This is a genomic window from Sphingomonas baiyangensis, assembly GCF_005144715.1.
GTDB classification, from domain to species: Bacteria; Pseudomonadota; Alphaproteobacteria; order Sphingomonadales; family Sphingomonadaceae; genus Sphingomonas; species Sphingomonas baiyangensis.
In genome coordinates this window covers 834,299-855,748 of the sequence record NZ_SWKR01000002.1, presented here as the reverse complement: position 1 = coordinate 855,748, position 21,450 = coordinate 834,299, and the positions used below count along the sequence as shown (strand labels likewise).

Sequence of the window (21,450 nt, the reverse complement as noted above, 5' to 3'; positions counted from 1 at the left end):
GCGAGCTTCGCTGGAGCGTCTCCAGCTGACCCGGTCCATATGCTGCCCCTAAACGCGAGTGCAAGATTAGTTCCGCCGGGCGGCCCGAGCGATCTCTAACGCATCAGACCTGCAACGCGCAGCGCATCTTCGATGATGCGCGCAGGACCCTTGCGTTTTGGCTCGCTCTCGTGGGTCACCGATGCGGGCGATGGCGGTTTGAGCAGTTTGGCCGACGGTCCTTGAATGCCTTCGGGGCGGAAACGTGCTTTTTGGTCAACGAGCGCGTCGCCCAAGCGCCAAAAATCAGCAATCCTTCGGGTGGAAGAAATCCCAGCCTCAAGCATATACGCGCCGGCGGCGCCACACGCGTCGCTACCGGTCGTCGCCAGCGGCGTCCCGTGGCCAAGCCCGGCCAAGTGATACTCTTCGATCACGGCCCGCCCGTTTCGATCGCACCAGCGGCGGCGGCGATGACCATCGATCGTTTCAGTCTCGATCGGCTCGACATCGGCGCCGTGAAGCTCGCGCCACTGCTCGACAATCAGTCGAGCATTTTCATGGCTGACGGTGGCATCGCGGTCGCCATGCCAGACCGAAATCGTCGGCCACGGCCCGCTGTAAGGCGAAGCGGCGGTTACCAGGCTCGCGAGTTTGCCGGCGGGCGGACCGCCGTGCGCACGCATCCTGTCGAACGCTTCGGGCACGGTGCTTGCCGTTCCGAACGGCAGCCCCGCGATGATCGCACCGCCCGCGAACACGTCCGGATAGGTCGCGAGCATTACCGATGCCATCGCACCACCCGCGGAGAGTCCGGTTACGAAGATGCGCGTTGGATCGATGCCATGCTCGGCAACCATCGACGCGACCATTTGGCGGATCGACAATGCTTCACCGCTATCACGCTTGATGTCGGCGGGACTGAACCAGTTAAAGCACAGATTGGCGTTGTTTGCGCGCTGCTGTTCGGGAAAAAGCAGGGCGAAACCCTGTTCGTCGGCCAATCGCGACCAGCCCGAGCCATGATCGTAACCGGTCGCATCCTGTGTGCAGCCATGGAGTACAACGACCAATGCCGGTGCCGGGGTCAATGCTTTCGGCACATAGAAGCGTGCGCGCAGGGCGCCCGGGTTGGATCCGAACGAAGGCAAATCCGATAGGCGATCGACATCGGGCGAACCGCCGAGTTCTACGGCCCTGCTTCTCAGTGCTGACAGGCGGTTCAATGTATCGTTCAGGCTGCGCATACGGCTTCTCCCAGCCACGGCAACTGCCCTGACATGCAACGAAATGCTGCGCTGCACAATTTCGGTAGCAAGGCGTCCGTGTGCAAGTGCCGCGACAGCATATTTTTGTTTTGAAAAAGAAATATGGCGGATCACGCCCGTCGACCCCACATGATTACCATCGCGCTCGCCCGCTTGAGCATGGCCGCGACTGAGAGCTTGATGCTCCCGCTCCGATGCGGAGCAGTCTGATGAATCTATCATCCCCTTCACGGTTCGCCGGTTCGAAACAGCGATTAGCGACCGCCATCAAGAAGGACGGGCGCCAGCCCAGTGATCATGCGCCTGTTCTCCAACGAGTGAGGCTTTCGCTTTTCACAAAACGATTTGCCTGATGGGTCCGAAGCCGGATCGCGCCATTCACATTCAAAATAGGGGGTCCCTGTGCACCCGACGCTCACCTTATGCCTCTCCCGCGAAGCCCACCATCGCGAGCTTTCGGCAGCCGCGACGTTGGATAATGTCCGCAGGGTAGCTGATGCGGCAGCCGCTGCCTGGGCCAAGGAAGGCATGGCGGCAGCCGGCCGCGAGGCGAGAGCGAAGCGGGTCCGCGTCGAACTGCCATCGGCCGATCACCGCCAGCTTAGCGCGAATCCAGATCGCGGGTTTGCGGACGGCGGCTGATGACTTCTGATCCATCGGCGAAGATTGCATGCGCCTGAACATCGAACATGTGACGACCTATCGGTATGGCGCTCCAGTCGAACTGTCGCCGCATCGGATCATGCTAAGTCCGCGCAGCTCGCATTCGCTTCATCCGCGCTCTTCTGATCTCGAATGTCGTCCTGCGGCGCGCATCGAATGGACGCAGGACGTGTTCGGCAATCTCGTGGCGACCGCTTCGTTCGTAGGGTCAACTCGAATGCTCATCATTACCAACCGGATCCTCGTCGAGCAGCGAGCGTCCGAATGGCCGGTCTTCAAGATTGCTCCGCACGCGCATCGCTATCCGTTCGACTATTCGAACGACGACCGGATCGACCTTGGGGCTTTCCTGACGCCGGGCCATGCCGATCCCGGCGACACGCTGTCCAATTGGGCGAAGGCAATTGTCCTGTCGACCGAAACCGACACGTTATCCTTGCTGCAGGATATCAGCACCGCCGTTCGAAACGGTATCGCCTATGAGCGTCGTGATGCGTTCGGCACGCAGTCGCCGCGGATCACGCTGAAGCGAGGCGCCGGATCGTGCCGTGATCTGACGACGCTATTCATCGACACGGTCCGGCATCTCGGGTTCGGCGCCAGGGCGGTGTCGGGCTATCTCTTCGATCCGCCGCTTTCGGACGCTGCCGGCGATGACCACTTGCAACATGGTGCGACGCACGCCTGGGCAGAGGTTTATCGGCCCTGCGCTGGTTGGATCGCCTTCGATCCGACCAACGGCCGACTGGGCGAAGCCCATTTGATACCCGTCGCGGTGGCACGAGATATCGCCCAACTCAGCCCCATCGAAGGAAGCTTCATTGGTGCGGCCGATACCCCATCAAGCATGACGATCGACGTGACCGTATCTGCAAGCCCTATGGCTGCAGCTGTTTGAAAGGACCGATATTGGAACCCCGCTTGATGATCGGCTATGGGATAATCCTATTCATGGTGCCCTTCGCGATGGGTCTGATCGGGTATCGAGCTTATCACGGACGCGAACGCTCCTATCGCCGCAGACAACGGAAAGAGCAGCGCAATTACGATCAACGACGGAAGTTGTGATCGAGATGATGAACTCTGACTTTTGTCTTTGAGAGAAAGCCACATTCAGCACTGCTTCTCCGCACTGACCGTGAAGCGCTGCCGCAACGGTCTGCATATAAATCCGAGTTGGAAGGCATCCAAGCCGCTGGCCGCTTCGCCTTATCAGCCAGCCGTGGCGAGCCAAATCGTGTGATCCGGATTGTCCTCGTCCCGATCCGTGTCGACCCTGAACTCCTCGACGTCGAAGCCGGAAGCCCGCAGGCGATAGGAGAAACTGTGATCCGGATACGCCGACCAGATGGCGAGTACCCCTCCCGGCCGCAACGCCGCAAGCGCTGCGCGCAAACCCCAGGGGGAATAGAGCCGCTCATTAGCGAGGCTGATGAGTCCGTCCGGCCCGTTGTCGACATCGAGCAGGATCGCGTCGAACCCGCCAGTCTGCTCGACGATCAGGTCGTGAACGTCTCTCACCTCAATCGAAACTCTTGGGTCTTCGAGATAATCGCCGAACAGATGTCGCAGATGGCTGCCGGCCCACGTCACGATCTTGGGCACAAGCTCGGCTACGACGATGCTGGCATGATCAGACAGTGCCGCTAGCGCTGCCGCTAGGGTGAACCCCATGCCCAACCCGCCGATTAAAATCCGTGGCCGTTCGCCCAAGCTGCCGAGCGCCAACGTCGCGAGAGCCTGTTCCGAGCGAAAAGACCAGCTGGCCATCAACTGCTCGTTGCCGAACATGATCTCGAAATGGGTGCCGTGTCGAAGCAGTCGTAGTTCACCGCCGCCGGGTATCTCGGCCGTGTCGACGAGCAAGCCCGCTCGTTCTTCAGCGCGGCTGGGGACTGCCGCTTCGAAAATCGCCGCCATCAAGTGTCACGATATACGGGTGCGACAAGTCCGCGATTTTGCTTTTCACTCAGGCCGGCCAACGGCCCGATGTGCATCGCGCCGCCCCGTTGGCGGCGAACCGCTGCATTCCAGGCCTGACCTGCATGTCCATACCGCTCGCGCACGTTCTGGGAAGTTGATGCCTCGGCGGCCAACCGCTGACGAGCAGCTTTGTCTCGAAAAAGTGGTAAGGACATGACAGCTCCTGCGCAGAAGGACGGTCTGGCGGAGACCCCAATGGGCATCCGCCGATCGACTTGGCTCAGGCCAACTGAAGGCTTACCGCCGACGTCTTGCCGCGGCGATCCGTCTCGAGTTCGTAGGAAACGCGGTCATCTTTGTTTAGCGTGCGCATCCCGGCGCGCTCGACGGCGGTGATATGGACAAAGGCGTCTGTGCTGCCGTCTTCGGGCGCGATGAAGCCATAGCCCTTGTCGGCATTGAAGAACTTGACGGTGCCGGTAATCATATGGGTATCCCTTGTCCCATGGGTCATCGGGCATGCGTCGACAGCGGCGCATCCCGGCTTCGTGAGGCTAGAAAGGGACAAGGGGAGCCTGAGCGGCCCGATATCCGTCGCAGGCGACGTTGAGCCGCGCCAATATAGGCGACTTGTGCCGGAAAGATAGCGCAGGGACGCTTGAAGTCCTCGTGCCCCGTACTCGGCCTGACGCCTTCGATACGCTATCAAGTTCGCATTCGTCGCACACGGTCTACCGCTATCGCCGGGCGGTAACGCCCAGCCCACCATCGGCGCTGCTGATATAAAGCGGCGACGATGACCTGGGTTATTTGCGTACGCTTTTGCAACGAACCGTCTAAGTTTGCCACAGTGAATGAACGTCCGAACGTCGGTAGCCCAAAAGAGGTCGCGAGCGTCCGGATCTGGGTCTAAGCGGCCGGTCCGCTTTGACCCAAAAGCCGACGTTCCCGCCGCTTCGCCCCATCCGCCGTACCGGACGCTCGTTCATATTGGCGAGCGGATGTCTGCCCCGGCTCATGTGTCAGCAGGCATCGTAACCGTATTATCGATGTAGCTTAGCCTGCCCGCAGCGCTGTCTCCGTTTTGGAATACAATATGGCTAGGTCGGCGTCATGCTGCGCAAGGTCCCGCCGCTCGAGATGGTCGAGATGTTCGTCGTGGTGGCGCGGACGAGCAGCTTTCGCGCCGCTGCGCGATCGATGGCGCTGAGTCCGTCGGCGGTAAGCAGGCGCATCGCTGGGCTCGAACAGTCGCTCGGCATCGAACTGTTCGATCGCTGCGGCCAGTCGGTGGCGCTGAACGCGGCCGGGCGGCGCTATCTCGATCTGATCGAGCCCGCGATCAGCGCCATCCGCGATGCCGGGCGAACGATCGCGGGGGAAGGCGTCGCGGCGTTGCGGATCGCCGCGTCGGACAGCCTGGCGTCCTGTTGGCTCGAGCCGCGGATCGCCGCTGCGCGCCTGCACTGCGGCGTGAATATCGAGATCCTGGTGTCGCGCGATCCGGCGGCGTTGAGGGCCGGTGAGACCGATCTGGCGATGTGGGGCGGATTGGGGGAGATTTCGGGCCTGAATTCGAACGTCCTGTTCGAGGTCGACGCGTTGCCCGTCGCCTCTCCCGACGCGATCGATGGACGTAAAACCCCACTCCGGGAGGAGGAACTTGCACGATTATCGTTGCTCGGGGTCGGCTCTCCGGCAGGCCTTTGGGAACGTTGGTTCGCACTGGGTGGCTATCGCCCGCCTGCACTGACGGTTCGAGAACTTCCGAGTGTCCGCAAGGCTTATGAAACCGCCGCGACGGGACTTGGCGCTACGCTGGCGGTTCCGCTGCTTTCCGAGCAAGCGTTGAAAGAACACAAGCTGATCCCGATCGCCAGGTGGCGTCGCATCGGCGAAGCATATCGCCTCTACCGCGCCGAACGTCCGGCGACTGCGCTTCAGCATCGGTTCGTCGACTGGCTGCATGGCGAAATGGACGCCTCTTGCCGAGACATTCGCAGCCGCCGACGTGCCCTGACGATCAGGCCTATCTCAATGCTGGGGTTCCAACGGAATGCGGAACCGCTCCCGGCCGTTTAGGTCATGGATCGACATCGTCAGCACGCCGGTCGCCGGATCGACATCCCCCATCCCGAAGAACTGATTGCCGCCGCGTGGGCTTGGGTCGGCGGGCGCCGCCGGCATGCTGTCATAGACGAGCGCCGGGCCGAAGGTCGGGTCAAACGGGTTGCCGGCCGACGTGCCGGTACCCGCGTTGATCGGGCCGGCGACGAATTCCCAGAAGGGATCGAAGTCGGTGAAGGCGGCACGGCCCGGTTCGTAGCGGATGGCTGCAGCATAATGGACGTCGGCGCTTAGCCAGACCGTGTTGCGAATGCGGTGCCGCCGGATGAAGGACAGCAGGCGGGCGAGTTCGGGCTCGCGTCCGCCGGGCGAGCCGGCCACGCCGTCGGCCAAGCCTTCGATGCCGCCCTTCGCCACGTCACGGTTGAGATCGGGCACCGTCAGCGACAGCGGAATGTCCGATGCGATCACCTTCCACGTCGCGGTAGACCGCATCAACGCGCGCTCCAGCCACGCCATTTGCTCGCGCCCGAACATGTCACCGTCACGCCGCAAAGGCCCGCCCGCGAGCAGGTTCGCCCCGCGGCGGCTGCGCGCGTCCAGCAGGAACACCTCGATCGACGGCCCCTGGCTGAAGCTGCGGTAGATGCCGGCCGCACCGGGCATGGAGCGAAGCGGGTTGTATTCGCCCAGCGCCTGCCGCGCATTGGCCGCCAGCGTCGCCATCGGGATCGCCCCCGTCAGCGACTTGCCGGGCCACCAATTGTTGCGCACCTCATGGTCGTCCCATTGCACCAGCATGGGCACTCCGGCGAGGAAGCGCCGCTTGTGCGCGTCCTGAAGGTTGTAGGCATAGGCGCCGCGGAAATCGTCGAGCGTCTCTGCCACATGGTCCTTGGCGGGCGTGACCAGGTTGCGCCAGACGCCGCCGCCCGCCAGCGCCACCTCCGCCTTCAGCGGACCGTCGGCATAGATCTGGTCGCCCTGGTGGATGAAGAAGTCGGGCCGCTTCTGGCGCATCGCCTCGTACAGCCGATATCCGCCCAGGTCCGGATTGATGCCGAAGCCCTGACCGGCCTCGTCACCGGCAAAGGTGAAGCGTACCGCGCGCGTCGACTGCCCCGGCATCCGCAATCGTCCGCGTGTCCAGTCGCTGACGCGCCGCGGATCATCCAAATCGGCAAAGGCGACCCGGTAGAAGACCTCGCGCCCGGCCGGCAGTCCGGTCAGGTCGAGCCGCGTGGTCAGCCCCGTCGCGGGCGTTGCCAGCGATCCCGTCCGTCGCTCGCGGATGCGGAACGACGGGTCGGTCGACCCAGGCGTGACCGGGCGGCGCGTGGCGCGCCTCACGCTCTGCCTCGATACGCCCCAGAGTCTCGTGCGAGAACTCTTCGTCGATGTCGCTGCCCGCCAATCGTTTGCGGTAGGCAGCCCATTCCTCCGCCGACATCGATTGAGCGGTTGGCAGATGGGCGCCGGCGAGATCCGCGACAGCCCTGTCGAGCTCGATCAGGATAAATGCGACCTGCATTCCTCCCGAAGCGAACCCGGATGGCGAGCGTGAGGTCAGGTGCCGGTTTACGAATGCCGCCGCCTGCTCGAGCGTGAGCCGACCTTCACCGCTCTTCGTCAGCGCCTCGCGGAAGGCTGCAACCTTGCGCTCATACTCGCCGTTCGCGACAGCGAAGCGCTTCTCCGCCTCGCGCAGATCGCCGGTGCCGAGCGATACCTTGTAGAAGTCGCCGCAGGCGAATGAAGGCCTGAGTGCCGCCGGAATCTCGCGCCTGATATAGTAGATGCCGCTGCGCGGATCCTGCCAACACCCCTTGATCTTCGCCATCCGTCCGTCTCCGGTGTACCCATCAGGTGTACCCGCCGCGACGTAAACGAACAGAAAACCGCAAACTCCGCCACTTGGACGGCCATGGTGACCCCTACGGGAATCGAACCCGTGCTTCAGCCGTGGAGCCGGAAAGACGTGCAATTTCAGAGGCGTTTACCGCTTCGGGCCTCGAAATCGTACCATTGGGAATCAATCGCTTAGCGGCTCGGGGGTAGACGTTTCGCCCAGAACCGCCGTTCGCACATAGTCCTGCAGGCGGATCAGCCGCGCGCGAATGTCGCCGCCCAGGCGCAGCGTGTCGATCGCCCACGGCAGCGCATCGGCGCCCGACATCGCAGCCGCCCCGGTCGCCGGATCGGTGGTGACGGGCGGGGGCGCGAACTTCCCCGGCTCGGCCATGAGATCAGCGGCGGGGCGCTGGCTCACCGTTTGCGGCGGCAGTTGCTTCGCGAAGAAGCTGCACCCCGTCAGCATCAACGCAGATGTTGCGATAGACATGGCGGTCAATGATGCGCGGTACTTCACGGACAATCTCCCGAAAGACGGTTTCGCGTTCGACGTCGCGGCTGGCAGCGGCGGCGTCGCGCAGGGCATAGGCATCGCCGGCGTGCTTCATGGCGGTCGAGGCGCGATCCATCGCCGCGCGATCGTCCGCCAGTTGCCGATCGCGGCCGACGCCGACGCCATAGGCATAGGCGCCGATGATGAGCGCGAGGGCGACGACAGCGCCGCCCAGCCACAGATACAGCCTCATGCGCTTTCCCCCTCGATGCGGGCGCTCGTCGTCGTGCCGCCCGGTTGGTCCGTCACCTCGAACGTGGCGACACCGATGCCGCCCTTGACGCTGCGCTTCACCAGCAGCCCCGCGAACCCGGTCAGGACGATCGCGATCAGGATCAGCGCGCCGGCGCCGAGGTAGAACGCGAAGTCGGGGCGCGCGCGCACCAGCCACAGCGCGTAGGACGCATATGCCGTCATCGCGACGCCGCCGGCCGCGAGGAAGATCAGCGCCGCCCCGCGACGTCCCTCAGGGTCGCCCAGCGCGCGCACGCAGGCGCGGAGCCACCTCACGCCGCACGCAACCCGGTCGAGTAGCCCCGGCCGTCATAGGTTAGCACCTGGTTGCGGTTCGGCTCGCGGAAGCTGACGTGAATCCAGCCGGCGTTCGGATCGCCCTTCTTCCACATCTCCAAGATCAGTTGGTCGAACGCGAGGTTCCGCTGCACCCAGCGCGCGACCTCGTAATTCGAGACGCCGGGCACCTCAAAGTCGGCGGCCTGCCCCTTGGTGTGCTGCGACATCGGCCCGCTGCCGATCGCCGCGTTCAGCCGCGGCGAGCGATAGCCCGACGAGATCATCACCGGCCCGAACTGCTCGCGGATCGGCTCGAGCACCTTCTCGCACAGCAGCTTGAGCGCCGCCGTCTCGGCCTTGCCCGGCACGTTCGGAATGTCCCGCCGCGCCGCCGTCTGCGACCGGGTGAACTCCCTCAGATTGAAGTGCTTGCTCAGCTGCATCCCCGCCTCCTCGTAAATCAGTGCGAGGGAGAGGACGCCCATCGTGAGGGCGTCCAACTCCCAATCGATCACGTTTCCAGGTCGGCCCGCGCGCGATCACGCAGGTTTCGCCCGCTCACTTCGACCTGAACCTCTTGCCGTACCTCGCCCCGTCGCTCGGCCTGCTCGACGCGCCGCGCGCGACGCATCTCCGTCACCTCGTCGATGATCGCCGCGAACCGCTCGGGCGGCGCGTGACGCAGCGCCAGCAACAGCGCGTCAAACGCCCCCTCGACGTTCTTGAGCTCGTGCCGGACGAGCGACAGCTGCGCCTCGCACAGCTCCTCCCGCGCCTCGGCCGCCTTGCGATCGGACGCGATGCGCGCTTCGAGCGCCGCTATGCGCGCGTCCTGCTTCGCCACCATGTCGAGCGCGACGCTATCGCTCTGCCGGCGCTTGTGCCGCTGGTGCGCCCACCACGCCGTCAGCAGGCCGCCGCTGGCGCCGGCACCGAGCATCGAGGGGATAGCGTCGAGGAGCGACATCACAGCGGCCTCAGCACTTGTTGAGATACGGCCCGAGCACGGCCGCCGCCGGCAGCGGTGGCACGCCTTTGAGCTTCACCTGGATCGCGAAATTGGCCGAGCGCGGGATGAAGATCAGCTTGCCCGCCAGCGTGTGCATGCATCCCGCAACCTTGTTCGACGCGTTGAGCTGGCTCTGAAGGCCGAGATCGCTCCACCGCCAAACACCGGTCATCGTATTGATGAACAGGAAGTGCCCGACGCCCGCCAGCGTGCCGCCAACCGCGGCTGCGAGGATCACGCCGTCAGGGCCGGTTTTCGCGGCGATCGTGTAGCCCGAGCCAGCCAGCGTCCCGAGTGGCGTCATGTCGAGCCCGCCCGTCTCGAAGGTCAGCTTGCCGAACGGGTGCTCGCTAGTGTCGGACGGATCGAGCACCATCACGTTGCGCGCGGTGCGCGGCATGAAATAGATGCGGCCGTCCGCGCCGATCTGCGGAAACGAGTATTTCAGCGTCGTCTGACCAGCGAGGCTGAGCGCGTTGATGTCCTTGCCGCAGTCGACGAGCCACGCCTGCCGGTACGTCGGCGACTGTGGATTGGTGTCGATGATGAGGATCTTGGAGTGGCTGCGCGGTGCGCAGACCAGCCAGCCATTCGGGTACAGCACGGTACCCACCCACTTATCGATCCCCGATAGATCGAGCCCGAAGTTGGTCAGCATGATCTTGCTGGCGTCGGGATTGCGGTAATCGTAGATGATTACCTTCTCGGCATTGTACGGAATGCCATAGGCGCAGCCGTCCATGCCGACGTCGCTGGAATGCCACTTTTGCTCGTCGACTGCTCCGGTGCCGAGCGGAACGCCCGTCGCGCCGGTATCAAGATCGGTCGCGCCGCCGAAGTCGGTTAGGATCGCGGTGCCGTAGGGCGATGCGGTCTTGTCCGCCGGATCGATGAAGCACATCCGCGTCTCTTGACTGCGCGGAAACGAGCCGAGCTTGAGATCGCCGGTGAGGAAGCCGCCCTGGAACTTCTGGTCGCCATCGGTGAGCGTGAGGCCGAGATTGTGCCGCACGGCGACGGGGAAGTCGTTGTCGGGATCGTCATCGCGGAAGATCAGGAAGTCGGTCGCCGATGCCGGCCAGCAGTAGTTCCAGCCGTTCGGGTGGCCGTTTGCTCCGAACCACTTGGTGCTACCCGTAACGCCCGTTGGCAGAAACACGCGCCTGTCGGTGTGCATCGCCTGCCCGGCGCCGGCGTTCGCCGCCATGTCGAGCAGCAGGATGTCCTGCCCGGCCTGCGTGGTGCCGCAGGGGCAACCATGGATGACGTCCCCATATGCGAGGGCGCCCGACCATTTGGTGCCGTTGGGGAGCGTGCCCGTCGTGCCCGGAACGCGCACGTCATAGATGCTATACGCCTTGCGCGTCGCGGTCCCGAATGTGCTGCCGCTGGTGTTATCGAGGTCGATCTCGAGGAAGTCGTTCGCGTCGCCGGGGACGCACACCAGCTTGCGGCTGACGCGCACGATCTTCCGCCACTTGTTGTTGCCGGTGAGACTGGCGCCCATCGCGGTCCGGCTTCCCGTCCCGGCGACCGTATCGAGCACGCCCACATCGGCCGACGTGAACGGGCACAGATAGATCAGCTTGCCGACGACGATCGCGCTGGAGAACTTGTTGGCGTCGCTCAGCGTAAGACCGAAGGTCGGCTGCGTTGCCGTCTCGGTGGGCACGTCGATGACGAGGAAGTTTGCTGCACCGAAGGCGACGCAATACGCCTTGCTGCCGATGCTCACGACGTCCGAATACTTCGCCGAGCCGTTGAGCGCGGTCGAGGTCAGGCCGAGCTGGGTGGCGGTCAGCACCCGGCCCGTCATGTTCTTCACGTCGATGAAGGGGACGGACGTTGCGTTGAAGGGAGCGCAGACCAGCGTATCCCCGATCAGCGTTCCGCCGTCGTATTTGCCCGCGCCCGATAGCGCCGCCGCCGGCAGGCCGAAGGTTTCGCGCCAGCCCTTGATCGTGCGCGGATCGCCATCGACCATCGTGCGCGGGTCGATCACCAGAAACCAGGTCGCCGAATAAGGGATGCAGATGATGAGCCCGCTATCCGTGACGACGAGCTGGCGAAACTTCTGCGTGCCCGAGAGCTCTAGCCCGAAATCGACCTGCCACGACTGCCCCGTATCCGGGTTGTCGATCAGCATCGTCGTCGCGTCGTACGGCGCATGGAAATGCAGGCCAGCAGTCCGCACCATACCGCGCCACCGCTCGGTCACAGCAGTCGCGTGCGCGATCGGCTGCTGAAAGCTGGTGATCTTCGCCTCGGCCGTAGCGGCGCCAGCGGTGCCTTCCCAGCCGAGCCGTAGGGCCGCCACAGTGGGCGAAATGGTCGCGGCAATCCGGCGGTCCTGATCGGCAAGACGCGGGACGAGATCGAAGGGATAGCGGCGAAGCACCGTTGCGACCGGGCCGGCATCGTGGCGATAGATCGTCACGGTGTTGATGCCGTCGAACACGGCAAACGACTGGCCCACGCTGGTTGCTGCCAAACCGGCCGCCGCGTTGGCGTAATTGGGTCCAGCAGCGGTCAACGCCACGGCAGCGGAGACACCGGCCGCTTGAGACTTGGCGTCAGCCTCGATCGCGTAGCCCCGCGCAGACTTGATCGTCGGCGTTGCAGGATCGGGCGCGCCCGCGCTCGTCGCCCACGCTTGCGCCTGCGCGGCACCCGCCTGTGCTTCACCAACGATTGGCTGCAGATTGCCGGCAACGCTGTCCGCTGCGTTCGCTGCTGCAACCTCATAGTCAGCAAGCACCGCCGAGCGCAGCCCGATCAGATCGGCGTGCTGGACGTCTGGGATGGTGTACGATCCGGGCTGACCCGGCGCGACCACGAGGTCGAACGTGCCGTCGGCGATGTACGCCTCGAGATAGCCGTTGTTGTCGGTCGCCTGGGGATTGACGAGAACATCGCCCCCGACGTCATCGGTCGCGTACAGCGTGGCTTTCGTCGTCGTGCCGGCCAGCCGGATTTCGACGGGCACGAGGGCGCGGACATTGCCGAACCGATCCTGCACGACTTCACGGAACAGCTTCATTCGTCCTCGCCCCCCATCGCAGAGGCGAACGAACGATCAGCATGATATGCAGACATGCCCCCACCATCCGGCGTCGCCGGTTAGAATTGGTGGAGCAGCCAGTGCGCTATACGCGACGGGTGGCCTGAACGCTAGGCGCTAAGCATTCAAACGGCCGGCAACCGCCACACGTCGACCGGCATTCCCCCACCGGGGCGCGCATGGCTGCGGTGCAAGCCTGCGGCCTGCGCCCATAGGGCGAAGCTCTCCCACATGCGCGGCGTGATCCGTGCGGGCGATACATCGGCCCGACGGCAAAGCTCGTCGGGCGAGAAGCCATAGCGGGAGGCTCGGGCGAGGGGGATCGCCGCGCGCGTCAGCTGGCCGAGCAGAATGTCGTCGTCTGTCACCTTCACGAGCGAACGGCGCTTCTTTGCGACGGGCCAACCGAACCCGATCGCCGTCTTGCGGGCATCGTCCTCGCCGAACAGGTCGCGAATTGTTATCACCCAATCTTTCTGCAGCTCGTAGCTGTGCGGCAGATGGGTGGCGCTCTCGCGCTCGGCGAGATCGAGCATCCACCGCCGGCACGCTTTGCCCATCTCCGTTTTCGCCAGCATCGCCACAAGATGTGCCCCGCGCAGCGAGAACAGGCGGACCTCGTTGACCAGATTGCCGCGCCGATTATCGAGAACCTCAATTTGAGGGTGTGCGCCGCCTTCGAGAACGCCAAATTGAGATTCTCGAAAAACCTGCGTCATGGTTGGGTGAAACTCGTCGGCATGACGATTGTAGAGTTGCGTTACCTTGTCCGCGCGGCTGTACCCGAGGAACCGGGACAGGTCAGGCGCCGTCACCCACATTTTGCCGTCGCGCTCGATCGCTGCCAATTGCGCGCCCTGAAACACCAGTTCGTTCATCGTGTCGCTCCTTTCGTGAATGCATGTGCCTGCGCCGCCAGATGCTGCGCGACTTCCAGAAGGTTGTTCATGTGCGGGTGGCCGAGCCGCTTCTGGTGCGCGACCAGCAGCTCGATCGTGGCGTCATAGGCGCGCGCCGGGTCCATCGCCTGCCCACCGCCCTTCGCCAGCCGCTTCACGACGGCCTCGAATCCGGCCTTCGTCAGCAGGTCGCCATCGCGGTAGCGGTTACGCCGCCGGGGCTGGCGCGGCTTCGGATGCGCGCTCACCGCGCGCCCCGCATCACCAGATCGCGCGTGATCGACTGGCGCACGTCCTGCGCGAAGCCCGGCTCCAGCGTGACGGCGATTTTCTGCAACGCCGCCAGCGGCGAGGGGGCTGGCTCGTCGAGCAGCGCGCCGATCGCCTCGATATACGCGACCTCGGCTTCGCGCTCGAACATGGCGAGCGCCCGTCGATTGTACGGCCGGTTTTCCAGCTTGGCACGCGCGGCGTGCCACTCCCCGCGGGCACGCGAGACGCGCTCCCACAGCAACGTCCATTTCGCGTGAACCGGCTCGTCGGCGATGATGCCGGAAATATCGCGCAGCGCGTCCCAGTTCGAGACGGGAGCGGCAGCGGCGGGGATGCCGATCGCTACGGCAGGAGCGGCGGCGGCAAGCGCGCCGAGAATGCCGCGGCGACTGACCACGGTGTTGATTTTTTCAGGGGATCGCATAGTTTGCGCACTCCGATTGGCGCGTTTCCGCGCTGGTTTGGTACGGGCGGCGTCTGAGCGGGTTTCGAAGGCCGGTGCTCAGACGCCGTTTTTCGGTTCAGGGGGATCGCCGGCTAGACCGCGATCGATCAGAGAATTGATTTCCGCGTTCATTGATCGATAGCCCGCCTCCGCACGGGACTTCAGCTGCGCGTGCTTCTCCGGCGTCAGCCGAAGCAGGAATCGCGTGGCCTCATCGCTTGGATATCGTCGGCCCACTGGTTCGTTCCTTTCAACAATGGTTGCGAGGCGGATAAACTCGCAGCATTGTGCGAATCGGTCAAGCGAAATATCCGAGGCGATATCAGTGTGGAGCCTCCCCTTGCCGAAACCGCCTAGTGACCAGGCTCCTCGCTTTTTGCTTCGCCTTCCCGTTGGCATGCGCGAACGGTTGGCAAACGCAGCAGAACTGAGCGGCCGATCCATGAACGCGGAAGCTGTGGCTCGCCTTGAGGCCTCGTTCGAAGGCGACGAAGCAGAGCGCGATCGTGACGAGAGGATTGCGGCTCTAGAACGGGAGGTGGCCGACCTTCATAAGGCGATCGAGCGGCTTACTGATCGTGTCGATTGGGTCGACGGGGCGGCTATGCGCCAGCAGGCCCGGGATTGATGGCCTACCGGGTCGCCACAGCCATGGTAATGGTCTGTTTGACCAGTTGTTCGCCAGCCGGCGAGTGGGATGCCTTTGTCCACCCTGACGCGAATCGCGGCGAAATCTCGATAGCGATGGTGGGTTTCAAGACATTTGACGAATGCCAAGCCGCCGCAACGGCTTCCATGCTTTCTCTCCCCGCTGGACAGCCAGTGACATACGAGTGTGGCCGACACTGCCGTTGGGATGCCGGCGCTCGGGTGAATGTCTGCAAGGAAATCCGTCGCTGATATTTGTCTGCCTCGCCGCGCTGGCGATCGATGGCGATACCATCCGCTGCGCAGAACCCGTTGACGGTGTGACGCGCATCCGCCTTGCGCGCATTGATGCGCCCGAAATGCGGGCATGCCGACGCGGACGCGACTGCGCCCCCCGGTGATGGCCGGGCGTCGAAGGCCGCGCTCGCCGCGATGATCGACGGTCGCGATCTCCCGTGCGAGCATGTCGACGCCGATCCGCGCCGCTCGGGCTTCCAGGCACGCGATCCTTACCGTCGCATCGTAGCGCGCTGCTGGGTTCGCGGGCGCGATGTGGGCGCTGAAATGCTCCGACGCGGTTTCGCTGTGCGCTGGCCGCCCGACTAGCGCGGCGAGGACGGCCGAGTGCGCGCGTCCTTCGCCCACTCTTGCTCCAACATTTCGCGAATCGGTACGATGTCCTGCGCCAGCGCCGGTTCCTGCGCCGCCACCGCCGCAAGCATCCGCATCCCGCGCGACTGCTTTTCGAGCGACGTGGCACGGCCGATATATGCCAGCGCGCGAACCGCCTTTGGAGAGCCGAGGATTGCGGCGGTAGCCATAGCACTGCCTGTGGTCGCTGCAGCCAAGCCAACTCCGAGTGTGCTTCCGGCGCCTGCCGATACCGCGGCGCCGCCCCCAAGCAGCACTTGCATGGCGTTGCGGAAATTGACCGTGCGCCCGGAGCTGCTGTTATTCAGCCGCCCCCGCGTCGCCGACTTCTGCTCCGCAATCTTTGCGAGATCGGAAAGGTCGCGCGCACCATCCTTCCCCCAAATAGCTTGCCGCGCCTGCGGACTGTAGCGCTGCAGATCGGTGAAGAACTTCGCCGGGCTGAACGCATTCTCCCCGTCATCACCGCGTCGCCCCAGCTGGGCGGCGATCGTCGTCGCTACGTCGGCGCGCTGCTGCGGATCGAGCTTTTCCATCATCGAGCGCAGCGCGGCGGCGTTCCCACGCCGGGGGCTGGTCATGTTGGTGAGATTGCCTGCCACCTGCTCGGCCGAAAACTGCCCGTCTTTCTGGCCGATGAACTCGGAGATCACACGGTCGATCGTATCGCTACGCCCCTTCCACAGGCGGTCCGCGCGGTCGTAGGCGGCTTTTGCGCCAGCCGGGAGCTGTGCGGCTATATCGTTCGAGGCTGCATCCAGCGCCATGCCCATACGTCGCTCCGCGTCGGTGCCGCGCAGGCCGTCGACGTTCGTCTTGCCGCGTAGGTTGGTGCGCTGCTGCCGGATGACGTCGAGGTCCAGCGCCTTAGGTGCGCCGGTGGGATCGACCAGATCGGAGCGATAGCGGTTCAACAGATCGATCGTTTCGCGGTTCACCTCGGGCGAACGCCCCAGATCGGCGAGCTGCTCGTCGATCGAGCGCAGCATCTCGGTAGGCGTGATTTGCTGTCCGCCCGCCCGCTGCTCGGCGAGCCGATACGCGCGGCGACCGATATCGCCCGATCGATCGACATAGCCCTTGCCCGCGCTGCGCAGCGTCTCGCCGAGCACTTGGCGGTCGAGCACATTTCCCCCGCCGCCGATCTCTGCGACCCGCTTTTCGATAGCCTGGTCGCCGCGGTTCATCGCCCGATTGGCCATCATGCCGCCGCCGGGGATGGCTTCAGCGCCGGCAAACGTGCCGCGCGCACCGGGGGCGATGTCGGGAATGGTGAGCGGCACACGCTGGCGTTGCGACGCTGCAAGCAAAGCGTCGCGCTGCTGGCGCTCGGCGGCGCGCGCGGCGTGCTTGGTGCCGATCCCCGCTGCTGCTCGCGTCAAACCGTATCCAGCAGCGCCGCCCAGTGCCCCGCCGCCGACGGCGCCGAGGAGGCGGTCGCCATTGTCCGCGCTGCCCGCGCCATAGGCTGCGCCATATGCCGCGCCGGCCTTGCCGACTTGAGCTGCGGTTCGCGCGCCGCCCATGGGCATTGCGAGCCCGCCCGCGAACTGGCCGCCCATCCGGGCGAGCGGGCTGTCCTGCTCGTCGAACGCTGCCATGCCGCGTCGGCGGTCAACATTCTCGGCATAGCTGCCGCCTTTGAACGCCGTATCGACGCCAGCGCCGATTTCGTCGGAGAAGCCGAGCGTCAGCGAATCGAGCGCACCGCGCGCAGCAGCGCCCGCCGCTCCATCGCCGGCATCGACCGGGCGCAGGCGATCGATTTCCGAATAGTCGACGCCGAGCGGCGAGTTGCGATTTTCGGGTTTGGCGTAGAACTCGACGATCGCCTTCACATTCGAAGGATCGCTTCCCAAGCCTGCATCCTGCGCAAACGCCATCAACGTCGCTTCGCTCGCCCCGCTCTGCGCCAACGCCTGAAAGGCTCGCTGCTGCTCCGGCGTTAGGCGCGTAGCCTGGGCGGAAACGTCTGGCATCTCGTCGTTGAAGCGAACAGCGCCGCGCGGCTGCGCTACGTCCGGGCTCTCTGGCGCGGCGGGTTGCGAGCCGCCTGGGGCGGCGGGGGCGGCGGGGGCGGCGGCGATGGGGGCGCCGGCCTCATAGTTCCATCCCGGTAGCCCTAGTTCGCCACGACGCGCATCGACGCGACGTTGGAGGTTAAGCAACTTCTCCTCGATGGCCTCATCGAAATCGCCAGCGCGCGGCTGGTTGGCCATCACAAACGCTTGAAGCTCACGATCGCTCTGCGCGCCAACCCCTGGCACGCGGAATGCAGCCAAAGCCTGATCGGCGAGACCAGCTGCCGCCGAATCGAACGCTCGGTTCTCGCCGGTTGGCAGGTATTCCATGATCGATCCTACGCCTTTCCCGCGCAGGCTCTGATTATAGAGCTGACGGACGCGGCTGATTTGCTCCGAAAGCGCGTCAATATTCGCCGGGCTCTGGCGGCCTGTTTCCGCCTGCTCCATGTCCTGCTGCATCTTCTGCATTTGCAGAAGATGCGACTGCGCCGCCCGTGCGTCCGCCTCATCCGCCCGCTGTTCCCCACGAACCGCGATGTCGAACCGCCCCTGTTCGAGCGGGGACGGCGGAGGCGGGGGCGAGGGCGGCGGGCCGTGAATGACGGGTGGGATCGAGCGCTGTTGCGGTGGCGCCGCGCGATCGGCGGACGCTTCGTCCACTGCCTCGTATTTTTCCCACCAGCGATCCTGCTCTTGCGGAGCCTGCTGGCGCTGCGACTGTGCGAACCGCGTTCCGATCATCATCGTGCCCCCGTGGTGCCGCGCTTTCCGAAATAGGGCACGCGCCCGTATCCCGGCTGCTCGACATGGTAATGGTCGCTGTGCCAGCCGATCTTTGCAGCTGGCCCGAAATAGGCTCGAAGCGCCGCGTCTGTGGTTCCCACATGATCGCTCGCATCGCCTCGCAGATGCGCGCTGCGAGGTACGCCACCAACGAGCCGGTTTCCTTCCGGCGTTCGCCTGCCGCTGGTCATACGCCCCGGAGCACCGAAAGGGTCAGCGAAAGGTACGCGACCCGGCTGGGGTCGCACCTCCCCCCGGAACGCGCCGACGGCTGCCGTCCGGTGCTATGAACTCGGCGCCGGGCGGCAGCTCGCGCATCTCTCGTTCGCTCGTGATTCGGGCCGGCGCCGCGCCACCGCTACGGCCGGCACCGCTCGGCAACGGGATGTTGCGTGGGCCGCTGAACCCTTGGATCGTTGCCCCTGGCGCGATCGGCATCCAGTTGATGCGATGATCGCCGAGGATCTGGTCAGGTGAGCGCGACATCGCCGCCATCGCTGCTAGCGATTGCGGGCTGGTATCAAAACTGTCGATGCTCAGCCCTTCCGCTTCGAACGCTGCCCGGAAGGGTTCGAGACTTGACCGCATCGCTTCAGGATCGTCGACGCCCATCAGCGTTGCAGCCGCGCGCCCCTGCAAATCGGTTCGCCGATCCATGGCCGCGCGCTGTGCTTCAGCATTCTGCTTTTCGAACTCGCGCTGCGCACGATCCTGCTGCAGTGCGAAGCCCTGCTGCCACTGCTGCGCGATCCGCTGTTCCTCGTTGCGGTTGTCCATGTAACCCGCCGCCGCCGCCAGCCCCGAGCCGAAGCCATTGCGCAGCGTTTCAGCACCACTTCGAAACAGCGCCGCGCCGACGCCGGGCTCTTTCAGGTAGGCGCCCACCTTGTTGAAGAAGCCGCGCGGCTTCTCCGGTTCGGGACTGATCGCCCCGGCCGGGATTGTACCCCGGCCGGGGAGTTCACCGCCTGCTGCTCCGAAGGCGGGAACCTGTGGTTGTGGTTGGGCGGGCGCAGGGGGAAGGGGATTGATCTGCATCCCGTCCGGCGTGCGCTGGCGATTGAAGCGTGTCCCGATCATCCTGGCTTCTTCCCTCCGAACAGACCGCCCGAATATGCTGACAAGCCGAGCTGCCCGAGGCCAAGCACGGTATCGAGAAACGATCCCTGTTCCTTCGTCGTCTGGGTGCCCGAGCCGCTGGTGCTTGTGGTGACGTTGCGCGGCGTGCCGCTCAGGATCGCCATGAGGTCGCGATACCGCTCCATCGGCGCGTCCTGCATCCGCAGGAACTCCTGATAGCGCGCGTCGAGCGCGGCCTGATTGGTATCCTGCTCCAAGCCGCCGGTGCGAAGCAGGTTCAGAATGTCCTGCGTCGCCAGCTGCGACCCCGCCTCGCCGATCTGGCCGAACTGCTGTCCGGCCGCGAGCAGGCGGTTCTGATAGTCGCCGTGCAGCCCGGCGTTCGCCTGCGATGCTGCGAACTGCCGATCGGCGTTGGCGCGGCCCATCGTGTTCATGGCGTCGGCGTTGAACTGGCCCGCCTGCTGCTGGAACGCCGCATTGGCGCCGAGCGCGGTGTTCTGCGCGTTCTGCCGCGCGAAGTCGTATGCCTGCTGCGTGCCCTGATTGGCGAGGTTCGCCTGCTGCGCGCGATCGGCGTTCGCCTGCGAGCCCTGGTTGAGCGCGCCCGCGTTCCACTGCCGCGCCGCGTTCTGCGCGTCCATGTTCGCGAGGCTGAACTGCCCCTGCATCTGCTGATTTGCGAGGCCGGCCTGCTGCTGGCGATCAGCGTTCGCACCGTACATCGCGTTCGTCGCGGCCTGATCGGACAGCCGGAACGTGCCTTCGAGCTGCTGGTTCGCAAGCCCCGCCTGCTGCTGGCGATCGGCGTTGGCGGCGTACATCTGGTTCGCCGAACCCGCGTTAAACTGGCCCGCCGCGTTGAGCGCCGCGGCGTTCCGCGCGTTGACCGCATCCTCCATCGAAACGTTGAACGTGTCGGCGCCGAACCGTGCCGTGCGATCGCGCTCGAACTGGCCCTGCGCGTTGGCATAGGCGTCCGCGTTCGCCTGATCGAGATAGTCGAGGATACTCTCGCTCTGGTTGCGCTGCTGCTCGCTCTCAAGCAGCGCGTGGCGGGTGCCGCCGAACGCCGCCGCCGCCTGAGCATTGTCGTTCAGCGCGGCGCGCTCCATGCCGTTGATGCGCTGCATTTCGCGCACGCTGTTGTCGCGCACCGCCCCCAGATACGGGTTCATGTACTGCTCGGCCGCTCGCTGGTCGAACATGCCGACGCCCACCTGCCGGTTCTGGTTCTGCATCGCCGCCTGATAGGTCGCGAGATCGCGCTGCTGCGCGGCCGACATCTGCGGCGCACCCCCGACCAGCGACACGCCCTGCTGCGCGCCCTGCATCATCGGCGCGGTGCCGGCGGTCGCCGGGTTCCATTGCGACACCTGGGCCTTCTGGCCGCTCACGCTCTGCATCTGGCCCGGCCCGGTCCACTGCTGCTGCGCTGCCTGCATACCGTTGGCGCCGACATTCTGCGCCGACACCTGCGGCATCCCCTGCGTCGCCTGCGACGTGTATTGCCGCGCCCGGTTCAGATCGGCCTGATAGCCCCCGGCCGACTGCTGGGCGATCGCGCCCGCCTGCTGCTGCGAGCCCGTCATGCCCGCGACGCGCGGCCCGTCATACGCCTGCACCGGATTGGCCGCCGCCGTCTGCGAAGCGTCGCGGTACAGCTGCTCGCCGGCCGCCGTCATCCACGCTGGCAGCTGCACCTGCGAGGTGCCCGACTGCTGGGTGGTCGTAGTGGTTTTCTTACCCGACGACATGGT

The 21,450-nt window shown here is 65.0% G+C and carries 23 protein-coding genes and 1 tRNA gene; 4 read left to right on the top strand and 20 right to left on the bottom strand.

Annotated elements, in window-relative coordinates; all coding sequences use genetic code 11:
• Nucleotides 1-95: 95 nt before the first annotated feature.
• Entirely contained in the window at nucleotides 96-1,361 is a 1,266-nt protein-coding gene (locus FBR43_RS07340) for an extracellular catalytic domain type 1 short-chain-length polyhydroxyalkanoate depolymerase (protein ID WP_317128317.1), read from the bottom strand.
• Nucleotides 1,362-1,917: 556 nt separating this feature from the next.
• Here FBR43_RS07340 and FBR43_RS07330 point away from each other — a divergent pair.
• Complete coding sequence (locus tag FBR43_RS07330) at nucleotides 1,918-2,808, top strand: transglutaminase family protein (protein ID WP_136942542.1); 891 nt, start codon at nucleotides 1,918-1,920, stop codon at nucleotides 2,806-2,808.
• Between the two features lie 314 nt (nucleotides 2,809-3,122).
• Here FBR43_RS07330 and FBR43_RS07325 read toward each other — a convergent pair whose 3' ends face one another.
• Nucleotides 3,123-3,830, bottom strand: a complete 708-nt coding sequence (locus FBR43_RS07325; RefSeq protein WP_136942541.1) for a spermidine synthase family protein — start codon at nucleotides 3,828-3,830, stop codon at nucleotides 3,123-3,125.
• 283 nt (nucleotides 3,831-4,113) lie between these two features.
• On the bottom strand, nucleotides 4,114-4,320 hold the full coding sequence (locus FBR43_RS07320) for a cold-shock protein (protein ID WP_136942540.1): 207 nt from the start codon (nucleotides 4,318-4,320) through the stop codon (nucleotides 4,114-4,116).
• A 626-nt stretch (nucleotides 4,321-4,946) separates the two neighbouring features.
• On the opposite strand from FBR43_RS07320, the gene FBR43_RS07315 reads away from it, so the two are divergent.
• The gene (locus tag FBR43_RS07315) at nucleotides 4,947-5,915 is read left to right on the top strand and encodes a LysR substrate-binding domain-containing protein (RefSeq protein ID WP_136942539.1); all 969 of its coding nucleotides are present in this window, start codon (nucleotides 4,947-4,949) and stop codon (nucleotides 5,913-5,915) included.
• Here the strand turns inward: FBR43_RS07315 and FBR43_RS07310 are convergent.
• The 13 genes from FBR43_RS07310 to FBR43_RS16430 form a co-directional block, all read right to left on the bottom strand.
• Complete coding sequence (locus FBR43_RS07310; protein WP_212611905.1) at nucleotides 5,868-7,028, bottom strand: alkaline phosphatase D family protein; 1,161 nt, start codon at nucleotides 7,026-7,028, stop codon at nucleotides 5,868-5,870. The genes FBR43_RS07315 and FBR43_RS07310 overlap by 48 nt on opposite strands.
• A gap of 40 nt (nucleotides 7,029-7,068) precedes the next feature.
• Nucleotides 7,069-7,740 (bottom strand): DUF6538 domain-containing protein, encoded by a 672-nt coding sequence (locus FBR43_RS07305; RefSeq protein WP_136942537.1) that lies wholly within the window; start codon nucleotides 7,738-7,740, stop codon nucleotides 7,069-7,071.
• 85 nt (nucleotides 7,741-7,825) lie between these two features.
• A tRNA-OTHER gene (locus FBR43_RS16125) sits at nucleotides 7,826-7,911 on the bottom strand.
• A 21-nt stretch (nucleotides 7,912-7,932) separates the two neighbouring features.
• A complete protein-coding gene (locus FBR43_RS07300) occupies nucleotides 7,933-8,169 on the bottom strand; it encodes a hypothetical protein (RefSeq protein WP_136942536.1) in 237 nt (78 codons plus the stop codon).
• The gene (locus tag FBR43_RS07295) at nucleotides 8,147-8,497 is read right to left on the bottom strand and encodes a hypothetical protein (protein WP_136942535.1); all 351 of its coding nucleotides are present in this window, start codon (nucleotides 8,495-8,497) and stop codon (nucleotides 8,147-8,149) included. The genes FBR43_RS07300 and FBR43_RS07295 overlap by 23 nt, the downstream gene beginning before the upstream one ends.
• Nucleotides 8,494-8,793, bottom strand: coding sequence for a hypothetical protein (locus tag FBR43_RS07290; protein WP_136942534.1), 300 nt, complete (start codon nucleotides 8,791-8,793; stop codon nucleotides 8,494-8,496). Before FBR43_RS07290 ends, FBR43_RS07295 begins: the two co-directional genes overlap by 4 nt.
• Before the next feature lie 17 nt (nucleotides 8,794-8,810).
• Nucleotides 8,811-9,332, bottom strand: a complete 522-nt coding sequence (locus FBR43_RS07285; RefSeq protein ID WP_212611904.1) for a D-Ala-D-Ala carboxypeptidase family metallohydrolase — start codon at nucleotides 9,330-9,332, stop codon at nucleotides 8,811-8,813.
• Complete coding sequence (locus FBR43_RS07280; protein ID WP_136942533.1) at nucleotides 9,329-9,757, bottom strand: hypothetical protein; 429 nt, start codon at nucleotides 9,755-9,757, stop codon at nucleotides 9,329-9,331. Before FBR43_RS07280 ends, FBR43_RS07285 begins: the two co-directional genes overlap by 4 nt.
• Before the next feature lie 37 nt (nucleotides 9,758-9,794).
• Nucleotides 9,795-12,866, bottom strand: coding sequence for a hypothetical protein (locus FBR43_RS07275; RefSeq protein WP_136942532.1), 3,072 nt, complete (start codon nucleotides 12,864-12,866; stop codon nucleotides 9,795-9,797).
• Between the two features lie 146 nt (nucleotides 12,867-13,012).
• Nucleotides 13,013-13,765 carry a hypothetical protein gene (locus FBR43_RS07270; RefSeq protein ID WP_136942531.1) on the bottom strand — a complete coding sequence of 251 codons (753 nt, stop codon included), beginning with the start codon at nucleotides 13,763-13,765 and terminating at the stop codon, nucleotides 13,013-13,015.
• On the bottom strand, nucleotides 13,762-14,034 hold the full coding sequence (locus FBR43_RS07265) for a hypothetical protein (RefSeq protein WP_136942530.1): 273 nt from the start codon (nucleotides 14,032-14,034) through the stop codon (nucleotides 13,762-13,764). The genes FBR43_RS07270 and FBR43_RS07265 overlap by 4 nt, the downstream gene beginning before the upstream one ends.
• A complete protein-coding gene (locus FBR43_RS07260) occupies nucleotides 14,031-14,456 on the bottom strand; it encodes a hypothetical protein (protein WP_136942529.1) in 426 nt (141 codons plus the stop codon). Before FBR43_RS07260 ends, FBR43_RS07265 begins: the two co-directional genes overlap by 4 nt.
• Nucleotides 14,457-14,561: 105 nt before the next feature.
• Nucleotides 14,562-14,948: an Arc family DNA-binding protein gene (locus FBR43_RS16430; protein ID WP_136942528.1), complete on the bottom strand. Its 387-nt coding sequence runs from the start codon at nucleotides 14,946-14,948 to the stop codon at nucleotides 14,562-14,564.
• On the opposite strand from FBR43_RS16430, the gene FBR43_RS16295 reads away from it, so the two are divergent.
• Together FBR43_RS16295 and FBR43_RS16290 are read left to right on the top strand one after the other, a co-directional pair.
• Nucleotides 14,902-15,132, top strand: coding sequence for an Arc family DNA-binding protein (locus FBR43_RS16295; protein WP_212611903.1), 231 nt, complete (start codon nucleotides 14,902-14,904; stop codon nucleotides 15,130-15,132). The genes FBR43_RS16430 and FBR43_RS16295 overlap by 47 nt on opposite strands.
• A 368-nt stretch (nucleotides 15,133-15,500) precedes the next feature.
• Nucleotides 15,501-15,758 carry a thermonuclease family protein gene (locus FBR43_RS16290; RefSeq protein ID WP_249276491.1) on the top strand — a complete coding sequence of 86 codons (258 nt, stop codon included), beginning with the start codon at nucleotides 15,501-15,503 and terminating at the stop codon, nucleotides 15,756-15,758.
• On the opposite strand, the gene FBR43_RS07240 is transcribed toward FBR43_RS16290, so the two are convergent.
• Genes FBR43_RS07240 through FBR43_RS07225 form a run of 4 tightly spaced genes read right to left on the bottom strand, consistent with a single transcriptional unit; the run spans nucleotide 15,755 to nucleotide 21,447 of the window.
• On the bottom strand, nucleotides 15,755-18,571 hold the full coding sequence (locus tag FBR43_RS07240; protein WP_136942527.1) for a hypothetical protein: 2,817 nt from the start codon (nucleotides 18,569-18,571) through the stop codon (nucleotides 15,755-15,757). The two genes, FBR43_RS16290 and FBR43_RS07240, sit on opposite strands and share 4 nt — an antisense overlap.
• Nucleotides 18,568-18,858: a D-Ala-D-Ala carboxypeptidase family metallohydrolase gene (locus FBR43_RS16600; RefSeq protein ID WP_394344013.1), complete on the bottom strand. Its 291-nt coding sequence runs from the start codon at nucleotides 18,856-18,858 to the stop codon at nucleotides 18,568-18,570. Before FBR43_RS16600 ends, FBR43_RS07240 begins: the two co-directional genes overlap by 4 nt.
• A complete protein-coding gene (locus FBR43_RS07230; protein WP_136942525.1) occupies nucleotides 18,824-19,690 on the bottom strand; it encodes a hypothetical protein in 867 nt (288 codons plus the stop codon). Before FBR43_RS07230 ends, FBR43_RS16600 begins: the two co-directional genes overlap by 35 nt.
• Nucleotides 19,687-21,447, bottom strand: coding sequence for a hypothetical protein (locus tag FBR43_RS07225; protein WP_136942524.1), 1,761 nt, complete (start codon nucleotides 21,445-21,447; stop codon nucleotides 19,687-19,689). Before FBR43_RS07225 ends, FBR43_RS07230 begins: the two co-directional genes overlap by 4 nt.
• Between the last annotated feature and the right edge of the window lie 3 nt (nucleotides 21,448-21,450).